16 protein-coding genes are annotated in these 16,513 nt (G+C 69.6%); 12 read left to right on the top strand and 4 right to left on the bottom strand.

Annotated features, from left to right (window positions below; genetic code table 11):
• Window positions 1-4 precede the first annotated feature (4 nt).
• From AC1DS4_RS05545 to AC1DS4_RS05535, 3 genes are all read right to left on the bottom strand, one after another.
• Entirely contained in the window at window positions 5-430 is a 426-nt protein-coding gene (locus AC1DS4_RS05545; protein ID WP_477632505.1) for a hypothetical protein, read from the bottom strand.
• A gap of 93 nt (window positions 431-523) precedes the next feature.
• Window positions 524-1,051, bottom strand: a complete 528-nt coding sequence (locus tag AC1DS4_RS05540; protein WP_477615001.1) for a YbaK/EbsC family protein — start codon at window positions 1,049-1,051, stop codon at window positions 524-526.
• 54 nt (window positions 1,052-1,105) lie between these two features.
• The gene (locus AC1DS4_RS05535) at window positions 1,106-2,041 is read right to left on the bottom strand and encodes a glycosyltransferase family 2 protein (protein WP_477615002.1); all 936 of its coding nucleotides are present in this window, start codon (window positions 2,039-2,041) and stop codon (window positions 1,106-1,108) included.
• A gap of 138 nt (window positions 2,042-2,179) precedes the next feature.
• Between AC1DS4_RS05535 and AC1DS4_RS05530 the strand changes: the two genes are divergently transcribed.
• Entirely contained in the window at window positions 2,180-3,223 is a 1,044-nt protein-coding gene (locus tag AC1DS4_RS05530; protein ID WP_477632506.1) for a cation diffusion facilitator family transporter, read from the top strand.
• Here the strand turns inward: AC1DS4_RS05530 and AC1DS4_RS05525 are convergent.
• Entirely contained in the window at window positions 3,220-3,477 is a 258-nt protein-coding gene (locus AC1DS4_RS05525) for a hypothetical protein (protein WP_477632507.1), read from the bottom strand. The two genes, AC1DS4_RS05530 and AC1DS4_RS05525, sit on opposite strands and share 4 nt — an antisense overlap.
• 205 nt (window positions 3,478-3,682) lie before the next feature.
• On the opposite strand from AC1DS4_RS05525, the gene ahcY reads away from it, so the two are divergent.
• The 11 genes from ahcY to AC1DS4_RS05470 all read left to right on the top strand — a co-directional run bounded on the left by ahcY (window position 3,683) and on the right by AC1DS4_RS05470 (window position 16,511).
• Window positions 3,683-5,128: an adenosylhomocysteinase gene (gene ahcY / locus AC1DS4_RS05520; protein ID WP_477615005.1), complete on the top strand. Its 1,446-nt coding sequence runs from the start codon at window positions 3,683-3,685 to the stop codon at window positions 5,126-5,128.
• 45 nt (window positions 5,129-5,173) lie between these two features.
• A complete protein-coding gene (locus tag AC1DS4_RS05515) occupies window positions 5,174-6,040 on the top strand; it encodes a class I SAM-dependent methyltransferase (RefSeq protein WP_477615006.1) in 867 nt (288 codons plus the stop codon).
• Window positions 6,041-6,177: 137 nt separating this feature from the next.
• Complete coding sequence (locus tag AC1DS4_RS05510; RefSeq protein ID WP_477632508.1) at window positions 6,178-7,452, top strand: hypothetical protein; 1,275 nt, start codon at window positions 6,178-6,180, stop codon at window positions 7,450-7,452.
• Complete coding sequence (locus AC1DS4_RS05505; RefSeq protein ID WP_477632509.1) at window positions 7,449-9,764, top strand: spermidine synthase; 2,316 nt, start codon at window positions 7,449-7,451, stop codon at window positions 9,762-9,764. Before AC1DS4_RS05510 ends, AC1DS4_RS05505 begins: the two co-directional genes overlap by 4 nt.
• A 22-nt stretch (window positions 9,765-9,786) precedes the next feature.
• Entirely contained in the window at window positions 9,787-11,205 is a 1,419-nt protein-coding gene (locus tag AC1DS4_RS05500; RefSeq protein WP_477615009.1) for a hypothetical protein, read from the top strand.
• An 86-nt stretch (window positions 11,206-11,291) separates the two neighbouring features.
• Window positions 11,292-11,969: an MtrAB system response regulator MtrA gene (gene mtrA, locus AC1DS4_RS05495; RefSeq protein ID WP_477615010.1), complete on the top strand. Its 678-nt coding sequence runs from the start codon at window positions 11,292-11,294 to the stop codon at window positions 11,967-11,969.
• Window positions 11,970-12,019: 50 nt separating this feature from the next.
• Complete coding sequence (mtrB, locus tag AC1DS4_RS05490; RefSeq protein ID WP_477632510.1) at window positions 12,020-13,759, top strand: MtrAB system histidine kinase MtrB; 1,740 nt, start codon at window positions 12,020-12,022, stop codon at window positions 13,757-13,759.
• Entirely contained in the window at window positions 13,756-15,522 is a 1,767-nt protein-coding gene (locus AC1DS4_RS05485) for an LpqB family beta-propeller domain-containing protein (protein ID WP_477632511.1), read from the top strand. Before mtrB ends, AC1DS4_RS05485 begins: the two co-directional genes overlap by 4 nt.
• 248 nt (window positions 15,523-15,770) lie before the next feature.
• Window positions 15,771-15,953 carry a Flp family type IVb pilin gene (locus tag AC1DS4_RS05480; RefSeq protein ID WP_477646001.1) on the top strand — a complete coding sequence of 61 codons (183 nt, stop codon included), beginning with the start codon at window positions 15,771-15,773 and terminating at the stop codon, window positions 15,951-15,953.
• A 13-nt stretch (window positions 15,954-15,966) separates the two neighbouring features.
• On the top strand, window positions 15,967-16,122 hold the full coding sequence (locus AC1DS4_RS05475) for a Flp family type IVb pilin (RefSeq protein ID WP_477615015.1): 156 nt from the start codon (window positions 15,967-15,969) through the stop codon (window positions 16,120-16,122).
• Between the two features lie 5 nt (window positions 16,123-16,127).
• Window positions 16,128-16,511: a TadE/TadG family type IV pilus assembly protein gene (locus tag AC1DS4_RS05470; protein ID WP_477632628.1), complete on the top strand. Its 384-nt coding sequence runs from the start codon at window positions 16,128-16,130 to the stop codon at window positions 16,509-16,511.
• The last annotated feature ends 2 nt before the right edge of the window (window positions 16,512-16,513 follow it).

Here is a 16,513-nt window from a genome sequence, read left to right as displayed (position 1 = left end):
ACCCTCACCCCATCGGAGCCGGGAAGGGCTGGGTCCAGCCCTGCGGCGGGACCGGGGGAGTGGCCATTGCGTCGAGGCGACCGCGGCGGCGGATCTTGTTGAAGACGTACACGTTGGTGAGGTGCACGAAGCCGAGCATCAGCAGCACGACGCCCATCTTGACGCTCAGTGTCTCGACGATGGCGCGGGCGTCCGCGAGGGTGTCGCCGATGCGCAGGTAGAGCGCGACGACCCCGAGGTTGAGCAGGTAGAAGCCGACGACGAGCAGCTTGTTCACCGCCTCGGCCAGCTCGTCGTTGCCGTCGAAGACGTCGACCAGGAAGACCCGGCCGTTCCGCGACAGCGTCGACCCGACCCAGATGGTGAGGGGAACGGCGATGACCAGGTACAGCACGTAGGCGATGACTGCGTTGTCCACTGCGTTGTCCACGAGGGCTCCTTCGTGACGGACGTTCTTTGAACGTGTTCAAGTTGAGGGACCCGACAGTAGCAGGGAAGGTTGAACATGTTCAAGTAGCGCCTGTCAGAGCGACAGGCGGAGCACCTCGGCCGAGGGCAGCGCAGCCAGCTCAGCGGCCGGGACGAGCAGCTTGCTGCCGCGGATGCCACTGCCGATGACGACGTCCCCCGCCGCGACGACCGCCTCGTCGACCAGCACGGGCCAGGCCGCAGGCAGCCCGACCGGCGTGATCCCGCCGAACTCCATGCCTGTCAGTGCGACCGCCTGCTCCATGGGGGCGAAGCTGATCTTGCGGACGTCGAGGTGCCGGCGCACGGCGCCGTTGATGTCGGCGCGCATCGAGGCGAGCACCATCACCGCGACGTACCGCACCTCGCCACCGCGCTTGCCGGCGACCACGACGCAGTTGGCCGAGCTCTCCATGGCCACGTCGTACGCCGCGCAGAACGCCGCCGTGTCGGCGAGCTCGGCGTCGATCGGCGCGACGCGGGCCGAGGGTGTGCCGGCGATCGCCTGCGCCACCGGAGCGGCCAACAGCTCGGTATGCCGCGTGGCCGGCTCCCAGGTCAGGTTTCCTTCGGCGCTGCTCACCCGTCGAGGTTAGCGAGCCAGCGCCGGATCAGCGCCTGCACCGCGTCCCGCGGGTCATCGCGGCTGGGACTCCTGGATGTCGAGGACCATGGCGTGGATCAGCATGTGGAAGCCGCTGAGCAGGGGAGCGACCGCCAACACGACCGTGCCGGCGCTGGCCGTCGCCGGGCCGAGGGTGTGGGCGACGGTCCACGCACCGACCACCAGGCCGAACGCGGTGAGGGCGAGACCGCCGAAGAGCATGAGGGCGACCGCGGAGAAGGACTGCAGGACGTACTTCCACCAGATCCGGGTCCAGAAGCCCTTGGCGAGGTGGGACAGGGCCCGCGGCGCCTGGGTGCGCAGGTTGATGCCGGAGACCTCGTCGCCGTACCGCGCCGGGATGGCCACGTCGACAGCGGGGACCCGCAGGATGTTGAGGTGGATCAGCAGGTCGTTCTCGAACTCGTAGCGGCGCGAGATGCGGGTCAGGTCGAGCCGCTGGAGAGCCTCCCGGCTGATCGCGGTGTAGCCGTTCAGCGGGTCGAAGAGGTTCCAGTACCCCGAGGCGGCCTTGGTGAGGAAGGACAGCGTGAGGTTGCCGGCGATGCGGTGCTTGGGCATCCCGTCGAAGGAGCCCCTGCCGTAGAACCTGTTGCCCTTGGTGAACTGGGCCTGGCCGGCGGCTATCGGGTCCAGCAGGGCGGGCAGGTAGTCAGGGTCCATCTGTGAGTCTCCAGCCATGACCACGGAGACGTCGGCGTCGAGGGCCAGGGCGGTCTGGTGCCCGGTGATGATGGCACCCCCTACGCCCTGGTTCTCGAGGAGGGTGAGCACGTCGGTGCGCGAGTCACCCACCGCCTTGGCCGCCTCGGCGGTGCCGTCGGTGCTCGCGTCGTCCACGACGATGATGTGGTCGACGAGGGCGGGCATGGTGGACACGGTGCGACCGATCAGGCGCTCCTCGTTGTGCGCGGGCACCACGACCGCAACCCTCAGTCCCTTGTACATGGCTTCCTCTCGCGCGGAGTACAGAGCAAATGTCGAGAAAGCGGTCGCCCCACCACAAGAGGTCGGGGGGCGTGCTGTCCGTTCGCGGGGCAGGGTCGTCCGAACGGGGGAGGCTGCCGCACCGATACGCTGTCGGCCATGTCGACCGAGGGTGGGACCAAAGCCGTCGTGGCCGCACTGCTGGCCAACCTGGGGATCGCGATCACGAAGTTCATCGCGTTCTTCCTGACCGGCTTCAGCTCGATGCTGGCCGAAGCGATCCACTCGTTGGCCGACTCCGGAAACCAGCTGCTGCTGTTGACCGGTGGTCGCCGGGCCAAGCGCGCAGCGACACCCGAGCACCCCTTCGGGTACGGCCGCGAGCGCTACGTCTACGCCTTCATCGTCTCGATCGTGCTGTTCAGCATCGGTGGCCTCTTCGCGCTCTACGAGGCGTACCACAAGTGGCACGAGACCCACGACCTGCACGACTTCGACCCCTTCAGCGACGAGCACGGTGGCAGCGCCCAGTGGTGGTGGGTGCCGGTGGTCGTGCTGGCGGTCGCGATCGTCCTCGAGTCGTTCTCGTTCCGCACCGCGATCCTGGAGTCCAACAAGGTCCGCGGGCGCCGGAAGTGGCTCGAGTTCGTCCGTGGCGCCAAGGCCCCCGAGCTGCCCGTCATCCTGTTGGAGGACCTCGCCGCACTGTTCGGCCTCGTCTTCGCCTTCCTCGGGGTGGGGCTCATGCTGCTCACCAGGAACCCGCTGTTCGACGTCATCGGCACGGGCCTGATCGGCCTTCTCCTCGTGGCGGTCGCGATCTTCCTCGCCATCGAGATGAAGTCCTTGCTGCTCGGTGAGTCGGCCTCACCCGAACACATCGGACGGATCGTGCAGGCGATCGAGTCCGTCGACGGCATCGACCGCGTCATCCACCAGCGCACCCTGCACATCGGACCCGACGAAGTCGTGGTTGCCGCCAAGGTCGCGGTCCCGGCCGGCACGACGGCACGGGACATCGCGGATGCGATCAACTCAGCGGAGGCCAGGGCCCGTGAGGCCGCTCCCGACCTCACCCTGCTGATGTACCTCGAGCCGGACATCGACACCGGCACCGAGGAGCGCCCGCAGTGGCAGCACAGCGATGCCACCCTCACCGACGCCGCCGACGACCCGCTGCCGTCGAGCGGCGACGGTCACTAGGACTGCTCGGCGTCCGCCTCGGGTGCCGGGGTGTCGTCTGCCGTCGCGTCGTCGCTGTCGAGGTCGCTCCCGTCCAGGCTGTTGGCGACTGGCTGCCCGTCGGGCTCGACCTGGTAGTCGCCCTTGACCTCGTCCCAGGCCTCGATCTTCTCCTGGTCGAGCTCGAGCTCCACGGTCGTGGGCTCGTCGCTCGTGGGGGCCTCGACCTCCGCGTCGGCGATCTCGCCGGGGACCCCGCTGCTGGGCTCGCTCATGGTGCTCCGTTCGTGGTGGGTAACTCCCTTCCTAGTGCCGCAGGCGGCCGGGCGCACCCCGAGCACCGCGCTGGGGCTGGCCACGCGGCATACCTCCGGTAGAGTGGGTCCCCGCCGGCGTGGGTGATAACCCGCTCCAACGATGTGTGCCCAGATGGGCTGCGCCGGGTCCGCAAACCATCAAGTCATCTTCAGGAGTACTTCCATGCCTTTTGACTACAAGGTTGCCGACCTGAGCCTCGCCGAGGCCGGCCGTCACCAGATCCGCCTGGCCGAGCACGAGATGCCCGGTCTGATGTCCCTGCGCGAGGAGTTCGGGGCGGCCCAGCCGCTCCAGGGCGCCCGCATCGCCGGTTCGCTGCACATGACCGTGCAGACCGCCGTCCTCATCGAGACGCTGACCGCGCTCGGTGCCGAGGTCCGCTGGGCCTCCTGCAACATCTACTCCACCCAGGACGAGGCGGCCGCCGCGGTCGTCGTCGGGCCCCACGGTTCCCCCGAGGACCCCCAGGGTGTCCCCGTCTTCGCCTGGAAGGGCGAGACCCTCGAGGAGTACTGGGACTGCACCGAGCAGATCCTCACCTGGCCCGGTGACAGCACAGGCTCCACCGGCGCCAACATGATCCTCGACGACGGTGGCGACGCCACGATGCTCGTGCACAACGGCCGTGCCTGGGAGACCGCCGGTCAGGTGCCCCCCACCGACGAGTCGGACTCCGAGGAGGTCGGGGTCTTCAAGGAGCTCGTCCGCAAGACCCTCAAGGCCGACCCGACCAAGTGGACCACAGTCTCCGAGCAGATCAAGGGTGTCACCGAGGAGACCACCACCGGTGTCCACCGCCTCTACGAGCTGGCCGCCACCGGTGACCTGCTCTTCCCGGCGATCAACGTCAACGACTCGGTCACCAAGTCCAAGTTCGACAACAAGTACGGCTGCCGCCACTCGGTCCTCGACGGCCTCAACCGCGCCACTGACGTCCTCATCGGCGGCAAGGTCGCCGTCGTCGCCGGCTTCGGCGACGTGGGCAAGGGCTGCGCCGCTGCACTGGCCGGCCAGGGCGCGCGCGTCATCGTCACCGAGATCGACCCGATCTGCGCGCTGCAGGCCGCGATGGAGGGCTACCAGGTGGCCCGCCTCGACGACGTCGTGGACATCGCCGACATCTTCGTCACCACCACCGGCAACTTCAACATCATCACCGCCGAGCACATGACGAAGATGAAGAACAAGGCGATCGTGTCCAACATCGGTCACTTCGACAACGAGATCGACATGGCCGGCCTGGCCAAGGTCGCCGTCACCAAGACCGAGATCAAGCCGCAGGTCCACGAGTGGACGTTCGAGGGCGGCAACTCGATCATCGTGCTGTCCGAGGGTCGCCTGATGAACCTCGGCAACGCCACCGGCCACCCGAGCTTCGTCATGTCGAACTCCTTCGCGAACCAGACGATCGCCCAGATCGAGCTGTTCACCAAGAACGACGACTACGACAAGCAGGTCTACGTGCTGCCCAAGCACCTCGACGAGAAGGTCGCCCGCCTCCACCTCGACGCCCTCGGCGTGCAGCTCACCGAGCTGACCAAGGAGCAGGCCGCCTACATCGGTGTCGACGTGGCCGGCCCCTACAAGCCGGAGCACTACCGCTACTGAGAGGGCGCCCCACCGGCGGCTCGGCCCCGCCACGCACCATCCCGTATGCCGCCCGCTCACCTCGAGCGGGCGGCATACGTCGTGTGCGGTGCGTTGGCCCTGGTGCTCGGCACCGAACTGGTACCTTCCCAACGTTCCCGGGCGAGAGGTGTGGACGTGGCGATTGCGCGTGAGCGGGCGTTGCTGATCAGGAACTTCCTGGACAACTGGGTTCCTCCGGTCCTGCGTGACAGCCGGGTCCTGATGTGGCCGCTCCTCCGTGTCGCCTTCGGGAACCGGTACCGCACGTTCGCGGACTTCAAGCAGGACGGCTTCTCGATGTCGCCTGCCGAGTTCGTCGACGTCTACGCCCGCACGTCGGACCTGCAGCAGGTCCAGGGATGCACCGACCTCAACGGCAAGTCGGTCGAAGCCATCCTGCGCAGCGTGGTGGGTGAGTCCGTGCTCGATGCCGGATGTGGGCGCGGCTACCTGGTGGAGAGGCTGGCCAGCATTGCGCCGAAGGTGGTCGGCTGCGACATCGTGCTGGATGGCGAGCTGCCCAAGGACGCCCAGATCTCCTACCACGAGGGATCAGTCGAGCAGCTGCCCTTCGAGGACCAGGCGTTCGACACGGTGGTGTCCACCCACACGCTCGAACACGTGCAGCGGATCGACCTGGCCCTGGCTGAGCTGCGCCGGGTGACCCGCCGCAGGCTCATCGTCGTGGTCCCCCGTGAGAGGCCCTACCGGTACTCGTTCAACCTGCACCTGCACTTCTTCCCGTACCCCTGGAACTGGCAGGCCGTCGCTGGGGCTCCTGCCGGGGCGACCCTCACGGACGTGGGCGGTGACTGGTTCTACGTCGAGGACGTCCAGAACGTCCAGGACGGTCACGCCCCGGCGCTGGCGCCGTCGCAGGCGCCGGCCTAGTCGCGACAGTCCTGTGGGTCCAATGGCCAGGCGATGATGACTGAACGGATGAGCCGCCCAGCCGCGGAGCGGCGCGCCCACGTCAAAACGGACATACTGCGTCGGTCACTGTCTGCCGCTCCCGAGGACACCCCACCATGACCGCCGTCAGCGAGGCTCGCGCCACGACAGCCCCGTCGGTCAGGGCGTGGAGGGGTGCGAGCTTCTCGTGGTACTGGCCGCTGGGTGTCTTCCTCCTGACGCGCGTTGCTGCGTTCGTGTTCATCGCCGTGGCCTCGAAGTCCCAGATCGCAGTGGGCTTCGACACCTTTCCGGACATCGTCCGCAACGGGTTCCCCCCGTACTTCGTCTATCAGGAGCTCCCGGCCGACCCGGGCTACCTCGGCGTCGTGACGAACTGGGACGGACAGTGGTTCCAGGCGATCGCCACGGACGGCTACCAGGTCCCCACGGGCAGCGAGTCCGCCACCGAACGCTTCACCACGATGTGGACCTGGGCCTTCCCGCCCGGGTTCCCGATGGTCGTGCGCGCCGTCATGGCAGTCACGGGCTTGTCGTTCGCTTGGTCGATGACTGTCGTCAACGTCGTCGCGGGTGCCCTGGCGATGGTCGTGTGGTTCCGCGTGCTGGACCGCGCGGGTGGCCGCGCCCTGGCGACCGCCGGGACCCTGTTGGCCTGCACCTTCGTCACCGCCCCGTTGTTCCAGGCTGCCTACAGCGAGGCGCTGGGGATGCTGTTCCTCGGTCTGGCTCTCTGGGCGATCCAGCACCAGCGGTACCTGCTGGCGATCGCGCCGGTCTCCGCCCTGGCGATGACGCGCCTGATCACCCCCGTCCTGGCCGTGGTCGTGGCCGTCCAGATCGCCGAACGCGTCCGCCGCGAGGGGTTCGGTGCCCTCCGGGGTCGGCGTGCGGTCGCGCCTGCGCTGCTGTGTGCGGTCGCCGTCGGCAGCACCTTCCTGTGGTCAGCCATCGCCTCGGTCGTGCTCGGTCACAACGAGGGATTCCAGCGCACGTCGATGCTGGCCGGTGAGTATCGCTTCGGATGGTTCGCGTCCGCCTTCAAGGCCGCCGGCGCCACGGGGCTGGTCCTCGTGCTCCTGATAGCCGGCCTCCTCGTGTTGAGCACCCTGAGCACGCTGGGCTCAGGCTGGGGCCTGGAGCTGCGCACCTGGGCGATCGCCTATCCGTTGTTCCTGCTGACGTTCACCCCCATGCACACCGGGATCCTGCGCTACCTCCTGCTGGCCCCCACCTTGGGCCTGCTCGTGGTCGGGAGTCCCGGACCGAATGGTCTGAGCCGCGCGCGGTGGTGCGCAGTGGGGCTGGCGGCTGCGGCCGGCCTCGTCTGTCAGTACTTCTGGGTCGGCGCTTCGCTGGCCGTCACGAGCACGACGCCCTTGATGCCATGAAGGTGCCGCAACTCGATGCTGTGAAGTCATCCCGACCGGTCGTGCGGCGGGCCGGTCGGCGGGCCGGTCGACCCGCCGGTCGACCCCGGGAGATCGTGCTCGTCTGCGTCTTCACGCTCACCGCCTTCGCAGGCGCCGCGCTCCTGTTCGTGGTCCAGCCGATGGTGGCGCGGTTGGTCCTGCCGTCCTTCGGTGGATCGGCCACCGTGTGGAGCACGAGCAGCCTGTTCTTCCAGGTGCTCCTCCTGCTCGGCTACTCCTACTCCCACGCCACGACCCGGCGCCTCGGACCGGCCTGGCAGCCCCCGGTGCACGTCCTCGTGCTGCTGGCCCCCCTCGCGGTGCTACCGATCGCCCTCCCGCCAGATGCCGCGCCCAGCGCCACCGCCTCGCCGGTGCTCTGGCTCCTGAGGGTCCTCCTGGCCACGATCGGGCTGCCCTTCCTCGTCATCTCCACCGCCGGGCCGCTCCTGCAGCGGTGGTACTCGTGGACCGGCGGGCCGCGTGCTGACGACCCGTACTTCCTGTTCGCCGCCGGCAACCTCGGCAGCTTCGGTGGGCTGCTGGCCTACCCGTTCATCGTGGAGCCACACCTCTCGCTGGCCCAGCAGCGGACGTGGTGGTCGTGGGGGTTCGTGGGGTTCGTCGTGCTGACGGCAACGTGCGCCGGCCTCACCCGCCTGTCGGTCAGCCGCGGTCGCGTCGGTCCCGCAGGGTCGCCGCCCGCTGAGGCCGCTCCCCGGCCGGAACGCCCCAGGGCTCGACTACGACGCGAGGGGCAGTGGGCCCTCTGGGCCTTCCTGCCGTCCGCGATGATGTTGGCCGTCACGGCCCACGTGAGCACCGACATCGCCCCCATCCCGCTGCTCTGGGTGGTACCACTCGCGATCTACCTCGCCACCTTCGTCATCGCGTTCGGCCGCACCTCACGCCACGTTCCGGCGGCTGTGGTTCGGCTGGCGGTGGCGAGCACGGTCCTCGCCGCGGCGGCCGCGATGATGCAGGCTCGCACCCCCATCCTGCTCGGTGTCGTGCTCAACATGGTGATGTTGGCGCTGGTGGCGTTCGTCGCCCACGCGCGACTTGCGGCAGACCGTCCGGCGGTGGGTGACCTCACGCACTTCTACCTGGTGGTGGCGGGAGGCGGAGCGCTGGGTGGACTGCTCAACGGCATGCTCGCGCCCCTGGTCTTCGACCGCGTCCTCGAGTACCCGATCGTCGCGGCACTGGTGCCCCTCCTGCTCATCGGCAAGGCTGTTCCCCCGTCTCGTGCCGACCAGTCGGCGTCCGTGGCGGCGTCCGTGGCGGACTCAACGCCGGCGTCAGCGTCAGCGGCGGGGTGGGCGTTGCGCAGGGCCGGTGTCGTGCTCGGCGCCCTGGTCGGTGCGGCGGCCCTCGGCCTGGTGATCAGTCGGTGGGCAGACTCCATGGCGCTCGCCCTGGTGGGACTGGCCCTGGCTGCCCTGGCGGGGTGGCTGCTGTCGACGCGGAGGATGGTCGTGGCCGTCGTCCTGCTGCTCACGTTCGTGGGGGTCGAGGTGAAGCTGGACCAGGGATCCCTAGACCATCGGCGCACCTTCTTCGGCAGCTACCGCGTGTCCGAGAGCGAGGGCCAGCACGAGTTCGCCCACGGCACCACCGTCCACGGCACGCAGTGGCTGGGCGGTCAGCGCGGCGAGCCGACCACCTACTACGCGCGCACCGGCCCGCTGGGCGACGTGTTCGCGACCCCGGGGATCGCCGACGTCGGGGCGGTGGGCCTGGGGGTGGGCACGTTGGCGGCCTATGGAGCGCAGGGGCAGCGCTTCACCTTCATCGAGATCGACCCTGCCGTCGTCGCCATCGCCCGCGACCCGCGGATGTTCACCTACCTCTCGGACTCGGCCGCACACGTCGACGTGGTGGTGGGCGACGGCCGCCTCGAAGTGGCCAAGCTGGCGCCCCGTTCGCTGGACCTCCTCGTGCTCGATGCCTTCAGCTCCGACGCCATCCCGGTGCACCTGCTGACGGAGGAGGCGATGCGCGTCTACGCGAACAGCCTGCGGCCAGGAGGACTGCTCGTCGTCCACATCAGCAACAGGGTCTTCGACCTCGCGCCCGTCCTGACCGGCAGCGCCGCGTCGCTCGGGTGGGCCGCTCGGGTGGCCACCAAGGGCGACGGCCCCGGAGCCACCCGGAGCACGTGGGTGGTCATGTCGTCCGACGAGAACCGGCTCGCTCCGTTTGCCGCGAGCCGGGGATGGGAGCCGCTCACCGGGCGGAGGGTGGACTGGACCGATGACTACTCCTCGATCCTCTCGGTCCTCAAGTGACGCCTCTGCCAGTGTTGGGCCCGTGAGCACCCTTCGACCTCTGGCCCGGGACTCGGCCAGCGCCCTGGGCTGGTCGTGGCGCACCTTCGCCGCGCTGTCGGCGGTCACGGCATTCTCCGCGTGGCAGGCCATCGTGGGGGCCGACGCGTTCTGGGTCGTCGCGCTCGGGAGGCACATCGTCGACACGGGCAGCATCCCGCACCACATCCCCTTCGCTGCGGCCCCCTCCGCGGGATGGCACAACGTGCCGGTCCTGGCCGAGCTGCTCTTCGCCGCCGCCACCGGTGCCGGCGATCGTGGACTGCTCGCCCTGCAGGGAGCCATGGGCTTTGCGGCCCTGCTCCTGCTCGCCGTGACTGCGCTGCGTCGTGGGGCGCGGGACGCGAGAGTCGCAGGCGTGATGCTCCTGGTGGCAACCATGTCCCTCCAGGCGCTGGTGGTCGTGCGGCTGCAGATGCTCTCCCTCGTGCCCTTTGCCGTGCTCATGGTGATCCTCACACGGCAGGCGCAGCGGCCGACGCGCAGCATCTGGCTGCTCCCGGTGCTGGTGGCGGTCTGGGCGAACCTGCACGGCGCGGTGCTCGTCGGCGTTGCGGTCGCGGGCTGCCACCTCCTGGTCAGCCGCCTCCACCGGCGCCCGGCAGAGACCATCGCCGTGGGCGTCACCACGCTCGGCGCCCTGTTCCTCACCCCCGCAGGGCTCGGCACGTTCCACTACTACGTCGGCGTCTTCTCCAACGAGGCCGCCAAGCGGGGCTCCGAGCTGTGGTCCGCTCCGGATCCGCGGCGCCCCTTCGATGCCCTGCTGCTCGGTGCCGGTCTGGTGGTGCTGGTCCTGTTCCTGAGGTCGCGACGGGCCGCGTGGGAGTACGTCGTCGCGGGCCTGCTCGTGATCGCGACGCTGATCGCCGCGCGCAACGGCGTCTGGCTCGCCCTGGGGCTCTTCCTCCTCGTGACGGGCACCTCCGACGCTGAGCGGTCGACCCTGGGCGACGAGTCGCCCCGGGTCGACCTGCGGCGCCCCCGCCCTGTGCCCTGGCTGATCTGGTCGCTCCTCGCGGTGGCCGTGTGGACGGCGGCTCTCGCGACCAAGGAAGCGGTGCCCGGCTACGTGCCCGGCCCGGTGGTGTCGGCCGTGCGCGACCTGGCCGGTGACGACGGTGTGGTGTTGGCCACCGAACCGGGAGTCGAGCAGCTGGCGGCCGACGGGCTCACTGTCTGGGTCAGCGACCCGATCGATGCCTTCGCCCCCGCGGACCAGGCCGTCTACCTGGACTTCCTCGCCGGCGACCCCGCCGGTCGACGGGCGTGGGACTCGGCCGATGTCGTGGCCGTCGAGAAGGGTCGCCCAGCGATGGCGCTGGTGGAGGCCGACCCGACGTGGCGCACGGCCCGGGTCATCGGTGACTGGCACCTGTTCGTCCGCGAAAGTCCGCGGTGAGGCTCGTGGCTCGGACACCTCCCGCGTTGCGTGTGTGATGATTCGGGGGAAATCATTGCTGACTGCTGGAAAGAGGGTTGACGCAGGTGAAGGGTCGCGTGCTCATCGTCGATGACGATCTGGCGCTGGCGGAGATGCTCGGCATCGTCCTGCGCAACGAGGGACTCGAGGTGTCCCACGTGGCCGACGGGGCCGGGGCCCTGGGGGCCTTCCGTGACAGCCGACCCGACCTGGTCCTGCTCGACGTGATGCTGCCCGGTCTGGACGGCATGGAGGTCTGCCGCCGGATCCGGGCCGAGTCGGGGGTCCCCATCGTCATGCTCACGGCGCGCACCGACACCGTCGACGTGGTCGTGGGGCTGGAGTCCGGCGCCGACGACTACGTCGTCAAACCGTTCAAGCCGCAGGAGCTCATCGCGCGCATCAGGGCGCGGCTGCGTCGCGGCGACGAACCGGAGCCCGAGCGGCTCGAGATCGGCGACCTCGTCATCGACGTGGCAGGCCACTCGGTCAAGCGGGACGTCACTGCGTTGTCCCTCACGCCGCTCGAGTTCGACCTCCTCGTCGCCCTGGCCCGCAAGCCGTGGCAGGTCTTCACCCGCGAGGTGCTCCTCGAGCAGGTGTGGGGCTACCGCCACGCAGGCGACACCAGGCTGGTCAACGTCCACGTGCAGCGGCTGCGCTCCAAGATCGAGCACGACCCCGAGCACCCCGAGATCGTCGTGACGGTGCGCGGCGTCGGCTACAAGGCCGGCCCGAACTAGCCATGTCCGAGTCGGCCCGTCCGAGGCCTGGTCGGACGCCGACACCGCGGTTGTCCGACCACCGCGCCCAAGGGCTGCGCGCTGTCCGCGCCATCCTGGGGCGAGCTCGACGCCGGCTGACGGTCTGGGTGCGGTTGCTGGCGCACCTGTGGCGGGCGTCCCTGCAGTTCCGGGTGGTGACCTCCACGATGCTGCTGGGCTTCGCAGTGGTCCTGCTCCTCGGCTCCTACCTCTTCTCGTCCATCTCCGACGGTCTCGAGCAGGACCGGATCGAGTCGGCCAAGCTCGAGGCCTCCCGGCTGACGACCGAGGTGCAGGGGAGCTTCGACAACAGCGACCGCACGAGCAGCGAGGGTGACCTCAACCTGCTGGCGCGGCAGGCCGTCCAGAGCGCTGCCTCTCCGGGGGGCGACAACGAGCGCTACCTCGTGATGACCCGCAGCCTCGACAACACGTCGAACACGTCGGTGCAGACGCTCTCCAGTGGACGGGTGGGGCTCCCGGTGGTCCCGATCTCGCTGCGCGAGGCGGTGCGCGCCGACCCACGTCGCCAACAGGTGATGCTGATCGGCATCACGGACCCCAAGAGCGGCGGGGACGTCCCGGCCGTCATCGTGGGCTCACAGGTCGAGGTGCCCCTCGCGGGGAAGTACGACCTCTACGCCGTGTTCCCGATGCAGCGCGAACAGGCGACCCTCGACCTCATCACCCGCACGTTCCTCATCGGTGGACTGGCCCTGGTCTTCCTCGTCGGCGTCATCGCCTGGGTCGTCACCAGGCAGGTCGTCAGCCCGGTCCGCCGTGCCGCCGTGGTCGCCGAGCGGCTGTCGTCGGGGCGACTCAACGAACGCATGCGAGCGCGCGGTGAGGACGACCTGGCCCGCCTGGCGAAGTCCTTCAACGAGATGGCCGACAGCCTGCAGACCCAGATCCGCCAGCTGGAAGGCCTCTCCCGGGTTCAGCAGCGGTTCGTCTCGGACGTCTCGCACGAGCTGCGCACGCCCCTGACCACCATCCGGATGGCCGCCGACCTGATCCACGACTCCCGCAGGGGGTTCGACCCCGCGGTCTCCCGCTCGGCCGAGCTGCTGCACAACGAGCTCGACCGGTTCGAGGAGCTGCTGGCGGACCTGCTCGAGATCAGCCGGTTCGACGCGGGAGCGGCGGCCCTCGACTCCGAGGTCACCGACCTGCGGGCAACGGTCTCGCGGGCGGTGCAGTCGGCCCAGCCCATCGCCGACCGCTGGGGCAGCGCCGTCACTGTGACCTCGAACGGGCGGTGCGACGCCGAGGTCGACGCCCGTCGCGTCGAACGCATCCTGCGCAACCTGGTGGTCAACGCCCTCGAGCACGGGGAGGGTCGCCCCGTGGAGATCGCCATCGCCGTCAACGAGAGCGCGGCTGCCGTCACCGTGCGCGACCACGGCGTCGGCCTGCGCCCCGGTGAGGGTGCGCTGGTCTTCAACCGGTTCTGGCGTGCCGACCCGGCCCGCGCCCGCACCACCGGAGGGACCGGCCTTGGCCTGGCCATCTCGCTGGAGGACGCCCGGCTCCACGACGGCTGGCTCCAGGCATGGGGCGAACCGGGGGAGGGGTCCTGCTTCCGGCTCACCCTGCCCCGGCACGCCGACCGGCCGATCGTCGAGGCGCCACTGCCGCTGCGGCCGAGCGACGTGCCCGAGCCGCCGGCTGCGGCCGCGCGGCCGGCCGGCGTCTCCACGCAGGATGGCGCGTCGCCCCCCGTGGCGAGCACGCGGCATACCCCCACCGCGCCGTGGAGTCCCCGATGAGGCGCCGGTATGCCGCGAGCCTGGCCGTGTGTGGTGTGTTCGCCGTCGGCGCGTGCGGGGGGCTGTCCACCAGCTCGACCATCCAGCCCGGGCTCGAGGTCGGCTCGGTGCAGGAGAACGAGGTGCGGGTGGAGGTCAACCCGGTGGCGCCGGGGTCCTCGCCGCAGCAGGTGGTGCAGGGGTTCATCAGGGCCGCCGCAGCCAGTGACGACGGATACCAGGCGGCGCGGTCCTACCTCGGGTCCGGGCCCCAGGGCTCCTGGCGGCCGGACTCGTCCGTCGTCGTCTTCGGCTCCGACTCCGAGCTGACCTACACGCCGTCCTCCGACAACACCGTCACGGCTGTCGCCAACGCCATCGCGCGGATCGACGGTTCGGGTCGCTATCAGGAGCTGCCCCCGAGCTCGCGCGTGCAGGTCACCTTCGGACTGTCCCGATCGAGTGGGGAGTGGCGGATCAGCACGATGCCGGACAACTTCGGCACCTGGCTGAGCCGAGCCGACCTCGACCGGTTGTACGACCCGTTCCGCATCTACTACGTGTCCGCCGGCGACCACCGACTGGTGCCGGACGTCCGCTGGCTGCCGCTCGGCACCGGGCTGGCGACCAGGCTGGCCAGGTCGCTGCTCACCGGGGTGCCGAGCTACCTCAGGGGAGCAGTCAGGACCGACATCCCCTCAGGGACGCAACTGGCGGTCGATGCGGTCACCATCGACTCGGGGACGGCGAAAGTCGACCTCGCGGCCACCCGGCTGGGCAACGACCCCGGCCAACGCCAGAACCTCGGTGCCCAGTTCCTCGCAACGGTCACCCAGGCGCCCGGCGTCGAACGCGTCGCGCTGAGGCTCGAGGGCGCCGACCTGCAGATGCCCAATGGCGAGAGCACGGTCGACTCGCTGTCGGCTCTGGGCTTCCCCACCCCGTCCGACCCGGTCGTCAAGCCCCTCCTACGCGTCGGGACGGCGTTGGTCCCCGTGGATCCCGATGACGTGGGCGACTCGGTCGAGCGGACCCCGCCGCCCGAGACGGCAACGCTGCCCGCGGTGCAACCGGGGTGGGCCTATCTGGCCATGTCCCGCAACGGTCAGGAGGTCGCGGCCGTCGGAGGCGACCGCGCCCAGCTGGCGCGGTGGCGTGGCAACAGCCAGGTGCAGCTCGTCTCGCCCGGCACGCGGCTGACCCGGCCGACCTACGACCGTGAGGACGTCCTCTGGGTCGCGGGTCGAAGCAACGGCACGACCAAGGTCTGGGCCATCAATGCCGCTGCCGACCCGGCGGACGCATCCAAGGCACTGCCCCGGGTCGTGGCTGTCGACTGGCTCGCAGACCGGTCGGTGGTGAGCCTGCGGCTCTCGCCCGACGGGCAGCGCCTCGCGGTCATCACCACCAAGGGGGACGGCACGGACCCACGCGTGGACGTGGCCGGGGTCGTGCGGCAACCGAACGGGCTGCCGGCCTCGCTTGCGGAGCCGCTCCGACTGGCGCCGACCCTGACCTTGGCCCGCGACCTCGTGTGGGTGGACGACGCCACCCTGGCGGTCCTGGGCCGGCTGACGCCCTCACAGGTGGTCCGGCCGTGGCTGGTCCCCCTGGGTGGGGCGATAGCCGCAGGGCCGGATATCGCTGGGGCACAGTCGATTACGACGGTCAACGGGGAGCGTGGACTGGTCGTGACAAACGACAAGCACCAGGTGCTCATCCGCGCCGGCAGCAGGTGGCAGCGGGTCGGCGAGGGCACCGACCTGGTGGTCGCCGCGAGGTGACCTAGGCCGCCGCGAGCTCGGCGACGCGCCGCGACGCTCCATTCGCATAGCGCCCCACCCCCGGGGTGCCATCCACCGTTCGGACGATGCAGCCGTCGACCATCAGCCAGCGGCGTTGGACCCCAACAGCCGATGTGGCGCAGGCCCCGCAAACGGCAGTCTCTACCTCGGCGCAGTACCGCAGTGGTCTGAGCCGCGGGATGCCACTCGCAGTCCATCGAGGCGTCAATCAAGTCAGGGGATGAAAAATGACCAAGCAGCTCGCAAAGCTCCACACCACCATCTTCCACGCCCGCACSTCTGAGCGTGGCGCSACSGCYGTYGAGTACGGCCTSCTSGTSGCCYTSATCGCSGCCGTCATCGTSGCYGTSGTYGCCACCCTCGGTGGCAAGATCAACRRCGCGTTCACRACYGTCAACACCGCAGTCTGAGGAAGTCGACGTGATGAGGATCAGCCGTCAGCATTTCGTGGAGCGTGGCGCAACCGCCGTCGAGTACGGCTTGCTGATGGCCCTCATTGCCGCCGTCATCGTGGCAACCGTCGCCCTGACCGGCGACAAGGTGTTGGCCCTGTTCACCTCGGTCAACTGGTGGTTGTGACAACCATGCGCAACATCAAGCGAGGTCGAGAGCGGGGAGCCGCTGCGGTGGAAATGGCCATCGTGCTCCCCGTCCTCATCGCTCTCGTCTTCGGAATCATCGACTTCTCCCGCATCTTCAGCGGCATCATCGCCGCCCAGCAAGGTGCCCGCGAGGGTGTGCGGCTCGCCGCCCTCGCCCCGAACTACACGAGCGCCCAGGCCAAGAGCCGGGCCGAGCTCGCTGGGGCCAACCCGATGGCCGGCAACATGACCGCCGTCGTCACGATGTGTCCCAATGCCAACGACTACGCGGCAGTAGCCGTGACGTTCCACTTCAGCGGCATCCTGTGGCAGGGCGGCGCCGGCAAGGACTACACCGAGACGGCCCAGATGAGATGCGGAGGCTGAGG

The organism is Pedococcus sp. P3_C7, from assembly GCF_056402615.1.
Note: the sequence above shows the minus strand (reverse complement) of the source record. Positions and strands in the feature narration are given on the sequence as shown.